Annotated in this window: 5 protein-coding genes and 1 tRNA gene; 4 read left to right on the forward strand and 2 right to left on the reverse strand. The window is 69.4% G+C overall.

Annotated features, from left to right (window positions below; all coding sequences use genetic code 11):
- Positions 1-47 precede the first annotated feature (47 nt).
- The 3 genes from AC07FA_RS15170 to bla all read left to right on the forward strand — a co-directional run bounded on the left by AC07FA_RS15170 (position 48) and on the right by bla (position 13,404).
- The gene (locus AC07FA_RS15170) at positions 48-11,213 is read left to right on the forward strand and encodes an amino acid adenylation domain-containing protein (RefSeq protein WP_479075776.1); all 11,166 of its coding nucleotides are present in this window, start codon (positions 48-50) and stop codon (positions 11,211-11,213) included.
- 26 nt (positions 11,214-11,239) lie between these two features.
- Complete coding sequence (locus AC07FA_RS15175; protein WP_479075777.1) at positions 11,240-12,229, forward strand: 2OG-Fe(II) oxygenase family protein; 990 nt, start codon at positions 11,240-11,242, stop codon at positions 12,227-12,229.
- A gap of 206 nt (positions 12,230-12,435) precedes the next feature.
- Positions 12,436-13,404 (forward strand): class A beta-lactamase, encoded by a 969-nt coding sequence (gene bla / locus AC07FA_RS15180; protein ID WP_479075779.1) that lies wholly within the window; start codon positions 12,436-12,438, stop codon positions 13,402-13,404.
- A 93-nt stretch (positions 13,405-13,497) separates the two neighbouring features.
- On the opposite strand, the gene AC07FA_RS15185 is transcribed toward bla, so the two are convergent.
- Both AC07FA_RS15185 and AC07FA_RS15190 read right to left on the reverse strand, forming a co-directional pair.
- A complete protein-coding gene (locus tag AC07FA_RS15185) occupies positions 13,498-15,612 on the reverse strand; it encodes a LamG domain-containing protein (RefSeq protein ID WP_479075948.1) in 2,115 nt (704 codons plus the stop codon).
- A 256-nt stretch (positions 15,613-15,868) separates the two neighbouring features.
- Positions 15,869-15,940 (reverse strand) — tRNA-Arg (locus AC07FA_RS15190).
- 185 nt (positions 15,941-16,125) lie between these two features.
- Here AC07FA_RS15190 and AC07FA_RS15195 point away from each other — a divergent pair.
- Positions 16,126-16,560 (forward strand): response regulator, encoded by a 435-nt coding sequence (locus AC07FA_RS15195; RefSeq protein ID WP_479075780.1) that lies wholly within the window; start codon positions 16,126-16,128, stop codon positions 16,558-16,560.
- The last annotated feature ends 7 nt before the right edge of the window (positions 16,561-16,567 follow it).

The raw sequence follows: 16,567 nt of genomic DNA on the forward strand, positions 1-16,567 counted from the left end.
TGTAGCCCGACCTGCTGCCGCTACGAGAAAAGACGGAGATCCCACCCATGACGTCAGCACGGTTCCCGACGACCGCCGCGGAGTGGTCGGCCCGCATCGATGGAGTATCGGGCGAGCGCTGCGATCTGGAAATGCTGCTCAAGGACGAGTGGCGCAACAAGATCGCGGTACGGGACGACGACCCCGGCATTCGTGCGACGGAATTCCGGGAACTGTCCATCGGCGGGCAGGACTACACGACGCTCAAAAACGCACTGGCCGGTCACGACGGCGTGTCGGTCGGTGCGTTCGCGCTCGCCGCGCTCCACAGCGTGATGCGCGCGTACGGCCACGGCAACCGGACGGTCGCCGCGTTCGTCGACGCCACCGCCGCAATGGAGCCGCAACACTCCCGCATTCTTCCCGTCATAGTCGACCACGTGGCCCAGTCCGGGCTCACCTGCCTCGCGGCGGTACGGGAACTCGACGACGCGCTGCGGCAGAAGGACGCGTACGGCAGCCCGGACGAGCTGCTCCAGCGCGGGCTGTTCGACGCGCTCCTCGTACTCGCGGACCACCAGGTCACGCTGGCCGAACTGCCGTCGTCCCCGCTCACCATGGTCGTCCGGGACACCGGCGGGGCACTGAGCTGGACGATCGCCTACGCGGGCGAGTTCTTCGAGGACCGGACGATCGCCGGTGTCCTCGATGTCGTACACGAGGTACTCGGCCAGTTCCTCAGCCACCCCACCCTCCTCGTGGCCGATATCGAACTGGTGTCGCGCGAGCAGCGCGAGCAGATCCGGGAGTGGAACGCCACCGACGGTGACTTCCCGCGGGACAAGCGGCTGAACAACCTCTTCGAGGACGCCGTCCTGCGGTCGCCGGACCGGGAGGCCGTCGTCTTCGGCGACATCACGCTGACGTACCGCGAGGTCAACGAGCGCTCCAACCAGTTCGCGCACTGGCTGCTGGGCCCCGGCGCCGGGGTCCGCCCGGAGGAACTCGTCGGGCTGTACCTCGACAAGAGCGACCTCGGTGTCGTCGCCACCCTGGGCATCTGGAAGGCCGGCGCGGCCTACGTCCCGATCGACCCCGGCTACCCGGCGGAGCGAGTCAGGTTCGCCGTACGCGACACCGGCCTCTCCGGCATCGTCACCAACCAGCGGCACGCGGCGCGGCTGCGGGACATGCTCGGCGCCGACCACGCGGACGTGCGCGTCATCGAGGTCGAGACCGTCCTGGCCGAGCAGGCCGGGGCCGGGAGCGCGGTCCTGGAGAACCCGCGACTGCCGCTCGGCAGCGGCGACCTCGCCTATCTGACGTACACCTCCGGCACGACCGGCGTGCCGAAGGGCGTGCCCAAGTACCACGACAGCGTCGTGAACAGCATCACGGACCTCTCCGAGCGCTACGACATGCGGCGGCCCGGCGAGGAGCGGGTGGCGCTCTTCGCCTCGTACGTCTTCGAACCGCATCTGCGCCAGACCCTGATCGCGCTCATCAACTCGCAGACGCTGGTGATCGTCCCCGAGCGGGTCAGGCTCGACCCGGACCGCTTCCCGGTGTTCCTGGAGAGCAACGGCATCACGTATCTCAACGCCACGGGATCGGTGATCCAGTACTTCGACCTGCGCCGATGTCCGAGTCTGAAGAAGATCCTGCTGGTCGGCGAGGAACTGACCGCGGCCGGGCTCCGCCGGCTCCGCGAGAACTTCTCCGGCCACATCATCAACGAGTACGCCTTCACCGAGGCCGCCTTCGTCACCGCCGTGAAGGAATTCGCGCCGGGCGTCACGGAGCGCAAGGACCGCAGCATCGGCCGCCCGGTCCGCAACGTCAAGTGGTACGTGCTGAGCCAGAACCTGAAGCAGCTGCCGATCGGCGCGATCGGCGAGCTGTACATCGGCGGACGCGGGGTGGCCCCCGGCTATCTCAACCGGGACGACCTGACCGCCGAGCGCTTCACACCGAACCCGTTCCGTTCGGAGCAGGAGGTGGCGAGCGGCCAGAACGCCCGCATCTACAAGACCGGCGACCTGGCACGGCTCCTGCCCTCCGGCGAGGTCGAGTTCATGGGCCGCAGCGACTTCCAGCTGAAGCTGAACGGCGTCCGCGTGGAGCCCGGCGAGATCGAGGCGCAGGCGACCGAGTTCCCCGGTGTACGCAAGTGTGTCGTCGTGGCCCGCGAAGGGGCCGGCGGCCCCAGTGACCGCTACCTGGCCGGCTACTACCTCACCGAACCCTCGGCGGAGGTGACCGAGGACGAGCTGCTGGCCTTCCTCGAACAGCGGCTGATCCGGATCATGGTCCCCGCCCGGATGGTCCGCCTCGACAGCATCCCGGTCAACATCAACGGCAAGGTCGACTGGCGCGCCCTGCCGGAGGTGGACGCCGCCAGGCCCGGCACGGCAGCGGATCCCGCCGACCGCGCGGCGCGGCCGGCGGACGGTGTCCTGGACGGTCTCCGCGAGATCTGGAGCACCGTCCTCGGAGTGCCGGCCGCCCGGATCGGCGACGGCGACGACTTCTTCCGGCTCGGCGGCCAGAGCATCTCGTGCATCCTGCTCATCGCACGCGTACGCCAGCAACTGGGCGTGTTCGTCGGAGTGGAGGACGTCTTCACCCTCAGGACCCTCGGCGAACTGGCCCGGCACCTGGACCGCAGGCTGGAGCAGGGACCGCGGCAGGAGGAAGCACAGAAGGCCGTCCAGGAGTCCCTGAGCGAGGGCGAGTCCCTGCGCCTGCGTGCCAACGGCCTTCAGCAGGGCCTGCTCTACCACGCGCTGAAGAGCCGCAACGGCGACGACGCCTACGTCATGCAGTCGGTGCACCGCTACCGGTGCCGCATCCAGCCCGAGCAGATGAGGGAGGCGTGGCAGGACGCCCAGCGGAAGTACCCCGCGCTCCGGCTGCGCTTCGAGTGGGCCGAGGAACCGCTCCAGATCATCGAGCACGACGCCAAGCCGTTCGACTGGCGCTTCGTCGACCTGAGCGAGATCGCGGACCCCGGTGAGCAGGACGCCCGTATCAAGGAACTCCAGGAACGCGACCGGACCGAGCCGTACGAACCGGCGGCCGGCCGGCTGTTCCGCGTCTACCTGGTCAAGCAGCGCGAGGACCTGTACTCGCTGATCTTCAGCTGCCACCACCTCATCATGGACGGCTGGAGCCTGCCCGTACTCCACGACGACGTCCACCGCACCTACCTCCGTCTGATCCGCGGCGCCGGGACCGAACCGGCCGTCGACCACGCGTACGTGGCGGCGCAGCGGCACTGGGAGGCGCACCGGGACGACCACGCCGACTACTGGGTCCAGCAGATCGAGCGCATCGACGAGCGCGGTGACTTCGGCGGACTGCTCAAGGAGGAGATCCGCTACCAGGTCGCGCTGAGCGACTACGACCACATCCGTGAGCACCGGACGAAGAAGCTGTGCCTCGGCGCGGACCTGACCGCCGAACTCAAGGCGCGGTGCGCGACGAACTCGGTGACCCTGCACTCGGTGCTCCAGTTCGTCTGGCACAAGGTGCTGTACGCCATCGGCGGCGGGAACACCACGGTGGTCGGCACGATCGTCTCCGGGCGCAATCTCCACGTGGACGCCATCGAGGACTCGGTCGGCCTGTTCATCAACACGCTGCCGCTGATCGTCGACCACGACGACCAGGCGCGGCGGACGGTCGGCGCCGCGATCAGCGACATCCAGGCCGCCGTCAACACGATGAACAGCAAGAGCACGGTGGAGCTCGGCCGGCTCCAGACCGGCGGAATGAAGCGCCGGCTCTTCGACACCCTGCTCGTCCTGGAGAACTACCCCCGGCTCCTGGAGGAGGCGGAGGAGCACGACGAACTCCTGCGCTTCGAGAAGGGGTACGACGCGGACAAGGTCGACTACCCGCTGGCCGTCGTGGCACGCGAGGAGGACGACGAGCTGACGGTCACCCTCTGGTACGCGGGCGAGCTGTTCGACGACTCCACGATCGACACCCTCCTCGACGCCACGGACACCCTGTTCCGGCAGGTCGCGGACGACATCGCACGGCCCGTCGACAGCCTCGACCTGGTCTCGCCGGCGATGGTCGAGCGCTACGACGAGTGGAACCGCACCGAGACGCCCTTCCCCGCCGAGCAGACCCTCCACGGCGTCTTCGAGCAGATGGCGGCGGCCTGGCCCGACGAGGACGCCGTCGTCTACCGCGACCGCCGCCTCACCTACCGGCAGCTGGACGAGCGGGCGAACCGGCTGGCCCACCATCTGCGGTCGGTCGCCGAACTGAAGCCGAACGACCTGGTCGGCCTGGTGGTCGACAAGAGCGAGCTGATGATCACGGCGATCCTGGCGGTGTGGAAGGCCGGGGCGGCGTACGTGCCGATCGACCCGGCCTATCCCGACGACCGGATCGCGTTCATGCTGGCGGACACCACCGCCCGCATGGTGGTGACCAACGAGATCCACGGCGAGCGGCTGCGGACCGTCACCGCGGACGCCGGACTGCGGGTCCTGGACATCGAGCGGCTGCCGCTGGACGAGCAGCCGGCCCACGCGCCGGCCACCACGGTGACCAGCACCGACCTGGCGTACGCGATCTACACCTCGGGCACCACCGGCAAGCCGAAGGCCGTACTCGTCGAGCACCGGGGCGTCGTCAACCTCCAGGTCTCCGTGGCCAGGCTGTTCGGCCTGGCGAAGGAGAAGGGGGACGAGGCACTCCTCTCGTTCTCCAACTACGTCTTCGACCACTTCGTCGAGCAGATGACCGACGCGCTGCTCAACGGGCAGAAGCTCGTCGTCCTCGACGACAGCATGCGCACGGACACCGAGCGCCTGTACGCCTACATCAACGACGAGCAGGTCACGTACCTCTCCGGCACCCCGTCGGTGCTCTCGCTGTACGACTACTCCACCACCACGTCCCTGACCCGCATCGACGCGATCGGTGAGGACTTCACCGAGCCCGTGTTCAACAAGATCCGCGGGACGTTCGGGAAGACGATCATCAACGGCTACGGGCCGACCGAGATCTCCATCACGAGCCACAAACGGCTGTACGCGCCGGGCGAGCGGCGCGCCACCAAGAGCATCGGCCACCCGGTCGCGAACACCGCCTGCTACGTGCTCAACGAGGCGATGCAGCGGGTCCCGGTCGGTGGCATGGGCGAGCTCTACATCGGCGGGACCGGCGTCACCCGCGGCTATCTCAACCGGGACGAGCTGACGGCCGACCGGTTCGTGGACAACCCGTTCCAGACCCCCGAGGAGAAGGCGGAGGGCCGGAACGCACGCGTCTACAAGACGGGTGACCTCGCCCGGTGGCTGCCCAACGGCGAGCTGGAGTGCCTGGGCCGCACCGACCTCCAGGTCAAGATCCGCGGACAGCGGGTCGAGCTCGGCGAGGTCGAGGCCGCCCTGTCCTCGTACGAGGGGGTGACCCGGTCCCTGGTGATCGCCCGCGAGCACGGGGCGACGGCGTCCGCGGCCGCGCAGAAGTACCTCGTCGGCTTCTACGTCTGCGACCGCGAGCTCGACGAGCAGGACGTGAAGCAGTGGATGCGGGCCAAGCTGCCCGAGGCCATCGTCCCCGCCCGCATCCTGCGGATCACGGACATCCCCGTGACCCCCAGCGGAAAGCTCGACACGAAGAGGCTCCCGGAGACGGACTTCGGACCGGGGGACAGCACCGAGTACGTCGCCCCCTCCAACGACATCGAGACCAAGCTCTGCGGCATCTGGTCCACGGTGCTCGGCGTCGCCCCCGACCGCATCGGGGTGCACGAGGACTTCTTCGCGCTCGGCGGCGACAGCATCCGCGCCATGGCGCTCGCCCAGGCCATCACCACCAGCTTCGGCCGCGGCCTCGGTGTCGCGACCGTGCTCCAGCACACGACGCTCGGGGCGCAGGCGGCGCACATCCAGGAGATGGCCGCCCAGGCCGACGAGGAGCCCTTCGAGCCGGCCGCCGGACGCGCCGCGGAAGGGGCGGGCGAGCCCCTGGTGTCGCTCGCCCAGGAACGCCTGCTGTTCATCGACGAGTTCGAGGGCGGCACCGCCGCGTACAACATCCCGTTCGTCCTGCGGATCGCGACGGACGACGGCGTCTCGCGGGACACGGTCGGCGAGGCCCTGCGCACCCTGCTGCGCCGCCATCCCGCGCTGCGCACCCTGCTCAGGACGGACGCCGGCGGTGTCAGGCGGCAGTACACGCTGCCGGAGGACGAGGCGGCTGCCCTGTTCCAGCCGGCCACGCACACGGTCGGCAGCACCACGGAGCTCGACGAACGGCTCGTCGGGGCCCAGGGGTACGTGTTCCGCCTCGACGAGGAACTGCCGCTCCGCGCCGATCTGTTCGAGCTCACCACGGACCGCGGCGGCTTCTACCTGAGCCTCGTCCTGCACCACAGCTGCTTCGACGGCTGGTCCTGGAACACCTTCCGCCGGGAGCTGACGGCCCTGCTCGGCGGCGTGCCCGCCACGGAGCTGGGCGCGATCCGCGGCACGTACGCGGACTTCGCCGTGTGGCAGCGCCAGTATCTGAGCGGCCGGCGGCTCTCGGAGCTGACCGCGTTCTGGACGGACGCGCTGGCCGGCTTCGAGACGACCAGGCTGCCGCTGGACCGGCCACGCCCGCCCCGCTTCGACTACCGGGGCCGCGAGATCGAGTTCGCCCTCGACGAGCCGACCACCCAGGCGCTCAAGGCCCTGGCCCAGTCGGCCCGGGTGAGCCTGTACAGCGTGCTGCTCGGCGCGTGGGGCCTCATGCTCCACACGTACACCGGACAGCACGACTTCGTCGTGGGAACCCCCTCCGCCAACCGGGGCCGCCCGGAGTTCGACCGCACGATCGGCTTCTTCGCCAACCTCCTCGCCCTGCGCGTGCGGATCGACCCGGACGCGACACTCACGGACTACGTCCACGCGGTCGGCGGAAACGTCGTCGCGGCGCAGGTGCACGGTGAGCTGCCGTTCGAGCAACTGGTCAAGGAACTCGACCCCGAGAAGGACCCGAGCCGCCACCCCGTCCTCCAGATCAACTTCACCCTCCAGAACGTCACCGACCGCGCCGACGGCGCCCCGGCGGCGGACGACCACCCGGCACTCGTCCCGTACACGCCGGACGCCGGCGGCTGGACGGCCACCAAGTTCGACCTCTCGGCCACGCTCACCGAGACCCCGGACGGCCTGGCGGGCAACCTGACCTACGCCGCCTCGCTCTTCGACGACGCGAGCGCCGCCGGGTTCATCACCACCTTCCGGCAGATCCTGGCGGAGTTCGCCCGGCTGTCCTCGCTCGGCGACCGCGCCAGGCTGGCCGACGTCACCCGCCTCGCCGAAGAGGACCGGGCGGCCCTGCCGGCCGCCGACGACAGCACCGAACGGGCACTCCCCGCCCGGACACTCCACGCGGTGTTCGAGGAGATGGCGGCGGCCCGGCCCGACGACGACGCGGTCGTATGCGGCGACACGACGCTGACCTACCGCAGGCTCAACGAAGGGGCGAACCGGCTGGCCCACTACCTCCGCTCGGTCGTCGAGCTCAAGCCGAACGACCTGGTCGGCCTGGTGCTGGACAAGAGCGAGCTGATGATCACGGCGATCCTCGCGGTGTGGAAGGCCGGGGCGGCGTACGTCCCCATCGACCCGGGCTACCCCGACGACCGCATCGCCTTCATGCTGGAGGACACCGGCGCCCGGCTGGTCGTGACCGAAGCGGCCCACGGCGAGCGGCTGCGCGGCCTGCCGGCCGCGGCGGACACCCAGGTGGTGGACATCGACCGGCTGCCCATGGGCTACCGGTCCGCGGAGAACCCGGTCACGCGGGTCACCGCGGAGGACGTGGCGTACGCGATCTACACCTCGGGCACCACGGGCAAGCCCAAGGCCGTCCTCGTCCCGCACCGCGCGGTGGACAGCTTCCGGCAGCAGCTGGACGGGCGCTACTTCGAGACGTCGGGCACCGCACGCCACGGCGTCCTGTTCCTGGCGAACTACGTCTTCGACTTCTCCGTCGAGCAGCTGGCACTCTCCGTCCTGGCCGGCCACAAGCTCATCGTCCCGCCGCCCTCACCCGCCCACGACGACGGCTTCTACGCGTACGCCAACCGCGCCGGACTGACGTATCTCAGCGGTACGCCGACCCAGATCCAGCAGTTCGACCTCGCGCGTCTGACGGAGCTGCGCTGTGTGCTGGTCGCGGGGGAGGCGTTCCACGAGAGCCACTTCGACAAGATCCGGCGCGAGTACGCCGGGCCGCTCGTCAACGCCTACGGGACCACGGAGACCGCGGTCTACAACACGAACCGGCGCTTCGAGCCCGGCGAGAGCTACCGCAACACCTTCGGCGGGCCGCTCGGCAACACCCGGCTGTACGTGCTCGACGAGGCGCGGGAACTGCTTCCGCCCGGTGCGGTCGGAGAGTTGTACGTCGCGGGCGAGTGCGTCACGCACGGCTACCTGAACCGGCCGGAGCTGACGAGCGAGCGCTTCCTGCCGAACCCGTTCCGCACCGAGGCCGAGCGCGAGGACGGCCGGTGTCCGGTCATCTACCGCACCGGCGACCTCGTCCGGCGCACCCGCGACGGCGAGATCCAGTACGTCGGACGCAACGACGCCCAGGTCAAGATCAACGGCCTGCGCATCGAACTCGGCGAGGTCGAAGCGGTCCTGGCCACCTGTCCGGACGTCCGCGAGTGCGCCGTCGTCGTCACGGCGGACGAACGCACGCCGGGCAGCAAGCGACTGGTCGGCTACTACGTGGCGGACAGCGACGCGAGCGTCGACGAGGACGGGATCTTCGCCACCCTGCGGGCCCAGCTCATGCCGAGCATGGTCCCGGCGCTGCTGGTGCGACTCGACAGGCCGCTCCCGATGACCATCAACGGGAAGCTCGACACCAAGGCGCTGCCGCAGGCGGGCCTCTCGGTGAAACGGGCGGCCTACGCCCCTCCGCGCAGCCGTACGGAAGCCCGGCTGTGCCAGCTGTGGACCGCGCAGCTGCCCGTCGCCTCGGTGGGCATCGACGACGACTTCTTCCGCTCGGGAGGCGACAGCATCAGCGCCCTGCACCTGGCGAGCCAGGTCCAGCGGGAAGTGGGACGCAAGGTCGGCGTCAAGGACATCTTCGACTTCCCGACCGTGCGCCGGCTCGCCGACAACGTACTGTCCGGCCCGGAATCCGTCCGGGACGCGGGCGGGCACGACGGGGAAGCGCCCGAGCAGGGGCGGCTGAGCGGTGACTGCCCGCTGCTGCCCATCCAGGAATGGTTCTTCGCGAAGCCACTGGCGGACCGCGACTGGTGGAACCACAACTTCGCCGTCACGACCCCGCCGCTCGACGTGGCGAAGCTCCGCCCGGCCCTGACCCGGCTCGTCGGACACCACGACGCCTTCGGTCTGCGCTACACCGGAACGGGCGCGGAGGTCACCCAGACCTACGGCGGCAGCCCGGAGACCGTCCTGCACGAACTCGACGTCACTCACCTGAGCGACGAGGAGATCAGCGGCCGGCTCGCCGAGTGGCAGAGCGGATTCGACCTCGCGGAGGGACCGACCCACTGTGTGGCGTACCTCCACGGCTTCGCGGACGGCACGGCACGGATCTGGTTCGCCCTGCACCACCTGATCGTCGACACCGTCAGCTGGCACATCCTCGCGCAGGACCTGGAGATCCTGTACCACGGCGGTGAGCTGGAGGAGAAGACGAGCAGCTACCGCCAGTGGGCCCAGGCCCTGCGCGGATATGTCCCCGGCGAGGACGAGCGGCGGCTCTGGGCGGAGATCACCCGGGGCATGGCCTCGGCGCCCGCCGGCGAGCTGACCGCGCCCCCGCGCGACGCCGAGACCCACCGTGAGGAGTTCGCGCTCGACCCGTCGGCCACCCGGACCCTGCTCACCGAGAGCCACTGGGCGTACGACACCACGATGAACGACCTGCTGCTCACGGCGACCGGTCTCGCGCTGCGCGCGGTCACGGGCCAGGCGACGAACTACGTCACCGTCGAGGGCCACGGCCGCGAACGCTTCGAGGGGGCGCCCGACGTCCGGGACACCGTCGGATGGTTCACGACGATGTACCCCCTGGCCGTCGAGGCGGACCCGCGGGATCTCGGCCGCAGCATCCTGGGCACGAAGGAGGCCTTCCGGCGGGTGCCGCATCACGGGATCGGTTACGGAGCCCTCTTCGGCCGGTACGGCGGCGAGCGCGCCCCCCTTCCCACGGTCAGCTTCAACTACCTGGGCCGGCTCTCCGACGAGGAGCAGCAGACTCCGGACGAGCGGGCGGGCTGGCAGCTCGACTCGTCGATGTCCGGCAGCCACATCTCCGACCGCAACAGGGGAGCGGACCAGTTCGGTGTCGACGTGACGATGCGGTGCACCGGTGGCCGCCTGGTGACGGTGGTCGACAGCAGGCTGAGCGAGGCGACCACCCGGCGGTTCGTGAGCGCGCTGAAGTCGGCGCTCGAAGAGCTGACCGCCCACACGGAGGCCGTGGCCCGCACCGGTACGAGCCACGCGCGGACGGACCGGCCGACAGCCCCCGAGGACGCCTTCGACCCGTACATCCTCGTCAACGAGGAGAGCGCCGAGCGCACCCTCTTCGTCTTCCCGCCCGGCGAGGGCGGGGCCGAGAGCTACCTCAGCAACATCGCCCAACGGCTGCCCGGCCACCGGCTCGTGCTGTTCAACAACATCCATCTCCACGCGCCCATGGCCTCGTTCGAGGACCTGGCCCGGTACTACCAGGAGCACATCCGGGAACTCCAGCCGACCGGCCCGTACAGCCTTCTCGGCTGGAGCTTCGGGGGAGTCCTCTCGCTGGAGGTGTCGCTGCAACTGACGCGCGCCGGCGAGACGATCGACAACCTGCTCCTCATCGACCCGTACTTCAACGTGCGCCAGGCGTCAGCCGACATCGGCCTCGCCGAGGTCGAGGACATCCTCGACCCGATCAACTACCACTACGCGCCGAGCCGGGAGGACCTGGACCGGCTGGCGGAACGCACCGGAAAACTGCTGATGTTCAAGGCGGACGAGCTCAACGAGATAGTCCGCGACGACGAACAGCGCCGGCTGTTCGAGTACTACCAGCGGTCGCCGTACAACGGCCTCGACACGCTGCTCCCCGCCCGGTCGATCGAGATCCATCCGCTGCGCGGGGAGACCCACCACTCGTGGGTACGCAACGACCGCCTGGTCGCCGGCATGTGTGAACGCGTCTCGCAATGCCTTCTCTAGAGTCCACAGAGTCCACGGAGGGTTTCATGCCAGTTCTGATGCCGTCGGCCGAAGTGCCGACCATCGACATCTCGCCGCTGTTCGGTGACGACGCGGACGCCAAGAAGCACGTCGCCCAGCAGATCAACAAGGCGTGCCGCGGGTCCGGCTTCTTCTACGCGTCCCATCACGGAGTGGACGTCCAACTGCTCCAGGACGTGGTCAACGAGTTCCACCGGACCATGACCGACCAGGAGAAGCACGACCTGGCGATCAACGCGTACAACAAGGACAACCCGCACGTACGCAACGGCTACTACAAGGCGATCAAGGGCAAGAAGGCGGTCGAGTCCTTCTGCTACCTGAACCCGCTGTTCAGCGAGGACCACCCGATGATCGCCTCGGGGACCCCGATGCACGAGGTGAACCTCTGGCCCGACGAGGACCGCCACCCGCGCTTCCGCCCCTTCGGCGAGAAGTACTTCGCCGAGATGCTCCAGCTCTCCACGGTGATCATGCGCGGGCTCGCCCTCGCGCTCGGAAAGCCCGAGAACTTCTTCGACGCCGCGCTCGCCAAGGAGGACACGCTGTCCTCCGTGTCGATGATCCGCTACCCGTACCTGGAGGACTACCCGCCGGTGAAGACGGGTCCGGACGGCATGAAGCTGAGCTTCGAGGACCATCTGGACGTCTCGATGATCACCGTGCTCTACCAGACCCAGGTGCAGAACCTCCAGGTCGAGACGGTCGACGGCTGGCAGGACCTGCCGACGTCGAAGGACAACTTCCTGGTGAACTGCGGTACGTACATGGGCCACCTCACCAACGACTACTTCCCGGCCCCGAACCACCGCGTGAAGTTCGTCAACGCGGAACGGCTGTCCCTGCCCTTCTTCCTCAACGCGGGCCACAACAGCCTGCTCGAACCCTTCTGGCCGGAGGGCGCGCAGGAGAAGGAGACGAACCAGGCCATCTCGTACGGCGAGTACCTCCAGCAGGGTCTGCGCTCACTGATCGTCAAGAACGGCCAGACCTGAGGGTGATCCTCCGGGACCTCCGCTACGGCCCGCCGGGCGACCCGGCGGGCCGTAGCGCTGCCCGGTGCTGCCCGGCTCCGCCCGGCCCTGTCCGGGACATGGCCGAACATGAGGGTGTTTGACCGCATCGGTACCCCAGGCAAGGATGGTCCCGATCATGACTCCATCGTGTGCGCCCTGCGTGCGGGGGCCCGGAGGTTTGGACCATGCAGCAATCCCGTGCCCTGCGCGCCGCCCTCGGCGCGCTCGCCACACTCGCCCTAGCCCCTCTGACGGCCTGCGGACAGGCAGCCGACCCGGCCTCCGACCCGCCCCGCTCCCCATCCGCCGCGACGAGCGAACCAACCCACCCGAGCGAGGCCGCCAAGCCCTTACCCGCCGCCGAGACCCGCGCACTGCAACGGCGCTTCGCCGCCCTTGAGCGCACGTTCGACGCCCGGCTCGGCGTCTACGCCGTCGACACGGGCACCGGACGCGAGGTGGCCCACAACGACGACGAGCGATTCGCCTACGCCTCCACCTTCAAGGCCCTGGCCGCCGGCGCCGTCCTGCGCAAGTTCTCCCTGAGCGGCATGGACCGGGTCGTCAGGTACTCCAGGAACGACCTGGTCCCCCGCTCCGAGGTCACGGCGAAGCACGTCGGTACGGGCATGACCCTCGGCGCACTGTGCGACGCCGCCATACGGTACGGCGACAACACCGCGGCCAACCTCCTCTTCGACCAACTGGGCGGCCCCGAGGGCCTGGACGCGGCCCTGGAGGAGATCGGCGACGACGTCACCCGGATGGACCGCCGCGAGACCCAGCTCAACCAGTGGTCCCCGGGCGCCACCCAGGACACGAGCACCCCGCGGGCCCTGGCCGAGGACCTGCGCGCCTTCGTCATCGACGACACCCTGGGCAAGCCCGAACGCACCCAACTCGCGAAATGGCTCCGCTCCAGCACGACAGGTGGCGCCCTCATCAAGGCCGGAATGCCCAAGACCTGGGTGGTCGGCAACCGCGCGGGCGCGGGCAGCACCTACGGCGTCCGCAACGACATCGCCGTGGTCTGGCCCCCCGACACCGCCCCCATCGTGGTGGCGATCATGTCGAACAGCAGAAAGCCGGACACCGGCTACGACGACCGACTGATCGCCCAGGCGGCATCGGTGGTCGCGGAGACCCTGTCCTAGCCAGGGCCGCAAAAAAGTCCCTGACCAGCATTTCTGCTGGTCAGGGACTTGACCCGGAAAGTCCGTCCGGCCTCTCGGCTCAGCAGGGACGGATCAGCACAGGCAGGGATCCGTACCTCGGCCCAGGCTGTGTACGTCCTCGTCCCGCAGCGCACCGGAGTAGGCCTGCACTTCATCCACATCGCCGTGGAGGTACTCGCCCCAGCCCTCACCGGTCTTGGCCCGGCCGATCTGGAGGGCACCGCTGCTGTGCCAGCCGTTGGCGAGGGTTGCCGTCGCGCCGGCGCTGGTGTAGCCGTCGAGGTAGAGCTTGATGGTGTCGGTCCCGTCGTCGTAGACCACGGCGAGATGATGACCCTGGCCCTCGCCGCCGTCCGCGGCCGCGATCCGGGACACCACCTTCTCGGGGGCCCCGACCTCGTCCTTCTCCGGCATCACCAGTTGCCAGGTGTGCGTGGACGGCTCGTAGCGCACCTTGAACGCGTCGGTGTGCTCGCCGGCCTGCGAGAGCACGGTCATCGGGTGGGCCGGCGCCGAGTCCGCGAGGCGCACGACGACGCCGAGGGTGAAACTGTCCCCGGTGTCCACGACCGGCCCGTCGGCAGCGGCGTATCCGGTCTCGCCGTCCAGGCGCAGATGCCCGTCGCCGACGAGTGGCGGCGGCACGTAGGTGCAGTCGGGGTCGATTTCCGGGATGCAGGAGTCGTGGGAGCCCCGGTAGATCGAAGCTCCCGTGCCGAGCCGCAACGGCGCGCCGCCCGACTGCTCGGGGCTCGCGCCGTCTGCCGCGCTCGTCATCGACCAGTGGCCGAGCAGCTGCGGCTTGCGCAGTGCCAGTTCGGCCACCTCATCCGGTACCACCACCCGGTCGTGGACCTGTACGTCACCGATGTCGCCGTGCCACCGGTCGCGGTAGCCGGTAGCCCCACGGGCGCGTCCGATCTGGAACGCACCGGCCGCCTCGGCGGGAGTCGCCTCTGCCGCGGTGCCGACCTCATGACCGTTGACATACAACTGCGCGCGACCCGTCTCCGCGTCGTACAGCCCCAGCAGATGGGCCCACTCGCCTGTCTCGGGCACGCCACCGGACACCCGTGCGTCCCCGATCGCGAACGACCAGACAGGGCCGGTGTTCCGGCTGCGCAGCCCGAGGCCGAAGCCGGGCTTCCCGTCGGCGTCCTGGCTGGCGACGGTCATGGTCCGGCCGGTTTCGGCGGGCCGCACCCAGGCGCTCACGGCGAAGGTCTTGCGGATGTCGGTCGCCGGGGCCCCCGGGGTGAGGAAGCCGTGGCCGCTGCCGTCAAGGCTGACCGTGGCGGTTGTTCCGGTGCCCGTGGGCACCGGTCCGCCGAAGGTCACGCCGGTGCCGGCACGGGCGAGGGTGCCCGCCTCGGCCGCGGCCGAGCGGGAGCCTGCCGGGTCGTCCAGCTTCCAGCGGGCGACAGGAGCACGCCCGGACTGCACGTTGAAGTCGTACGACGACGTCCCGCTGCTCCGGCCCGCCCGGTCGATCGCGCGGACCGTCAGCGACTTCGGCCCTGTGGTGAGCGGCAGGTACGGAAGGGTCACAGCTCCGCCCGGCCGCTCGGCGGAGACGGTCCCATAAGGGCCGCCCATGAAGCCGTACGTGTACGACACCACGTCGTCGGACGGCGAGTCCACGGTGAAGTGGCCGTATACACCCACCCCGTCCACCCAGAACACGTCCTCGGGGCTGGGGTATTCGGGGGAGCTGATCGTCGCCTTCTCAGGGTTCACGTCGTCGTACACGAACGAGCAGACCGAACCGTCGCCGGCATCGCTCCATGCGGAGGTCGCCTCGCCGTCGTTCGCGCGGACGTGCCAGGAGACGACCGTGTTCGCCGGGATGTCGTCCGGCACCGTCCAGTACTGGCGCGACCCCGACGACAAGGTGATGGTGGTGTGGGTACGACGCTGCTCCACTCCCGCCGCGTCCGTCCACCAGGCTTCGAACTCGCCCTTGAGCGGGCTGAATTCGGAGGGCTGGTTGTCCTCCTCCGGGTCGTACAACACGGCGCTGAGCCTGGGCGGCTCCGGGACGTACGGCGTGTCGTCGCCGGTCGCGCAGGCCTTGCCCTCCGACTGGAGGTCCTGGACCAACGGCTGCTTCGGCGGCAAGTTGTCCACCGCATGCGCCGTACCGGCAGCTGCGGCCAGCAGCGCCCCCACGCAGCCCGCCACCACCATCCGTCTGCGTCTGCCTGTCCTTCCGAACCTGGTCAATGTCCCTCCCCTGTGAGCATGTGAGCTCGTGGACCACACGAGTCGCATGAAGCTAACAGGGATCACTGACAAGGGATTGGGCACGCTGAAACCCGCTCGCCACACACTCGCGATCAGTGAGAGACAACGACAAAGGCCCGGACTCAGCAGAACTGAGTCCGGGCCTTCATGCTTGGCACTTCAGCTGGTCAGCGAGGTGATCGCGTTGTCCCGGCTGGAGTGCCCCCGGCAGGATTCGAACCTGCGCACCCGGCTCCGGAGGCCGATGCTCTATCCCCTGAGCTACGGGGGCGTGTCGCTGTGTTGTGCGGCGACGAGTGAAACCCTACCAGCTTCCGCGGGCTGTCCGTGAACAGGTATTCACGGGTCCCCGGATGTCGTAGCGCGGGCGGATTCACGCGTCCCCGCGCCTTCCGCCCGTGGGCGGAAGTGGGCAAAACCCGGACGCAGCCCCTCCGGCGGACCTACCCTCGGAGAGTGTCTGGCGCGTCCGGCCGTGTGCTTGTTGTCGACGACAGCAAGGTCATCCGGCAGTTGATCAGGGTCAATCTCGAGCTGGAGGGCTTCGAGGTCGTGACCGCGGCCGATGGTGCCGAGTGCCTGGAACTGGTGCACAGGGTCTGTCCGGATGTGATCACGCTCGATGTGGTGATGCCCCGGCTCGACGGAGTGCAGACCGCCGCCCGGCTGCGTGCCGATCCGCGGACGAGTCATCTGCCCGTCGCGATCATCAGCGCCTGCACGCCGTACGAGGTGGACGCGGGGGTGGCCGCGGGCGTCGATGCCTTTCTGGCCAAGCCGTTCGAGCCCAGTGAGCTCGTGCGGATGGTCCGGCGTCTGATGCGCCGCGAGGACCCGCCGTCGGTCGACGGACGGCACGGTGCCGGGCGGGCGGGGAGCCCCGCGGGCTGACCGCATG

This window comes from Streptomyces sp. NPDC045968, from assembly GCF_056430475.1.

Excerpts from the sequence above, each read along its gene's own strand:
- AC07FA_RS15170 (WP_479075776.1), top strand. The coding sequence starts at position 48 with ATGACGTCAGCACGGTTCCCGACGACCGCCGCGGAGTGGTCGGCCCGC.
- AC07FA_RS15175 (WP_479075777.1), top strand. The coding sequence starts at position 11,240 with ATGCCAGTTCTGATGCCGTCGGCCGAAGTGCCGACCATCGACATCTCG.
- bla (WP_479075779.1), top strand. The coding sequence starts at position 12,436 with ATGCAGCAATCCCGTGCCCTGCGCGCCGCCCTCGGCGCGCTCGCCACA.
- AC07FA_RS15185 (WP_479075948.1), bottom strand. The coding sequence starts at position 15,612 with ATGGTGGTGGCGGGCTGCGTGGGGGCGCTGCTGGCCGCAGCTGCCGGT.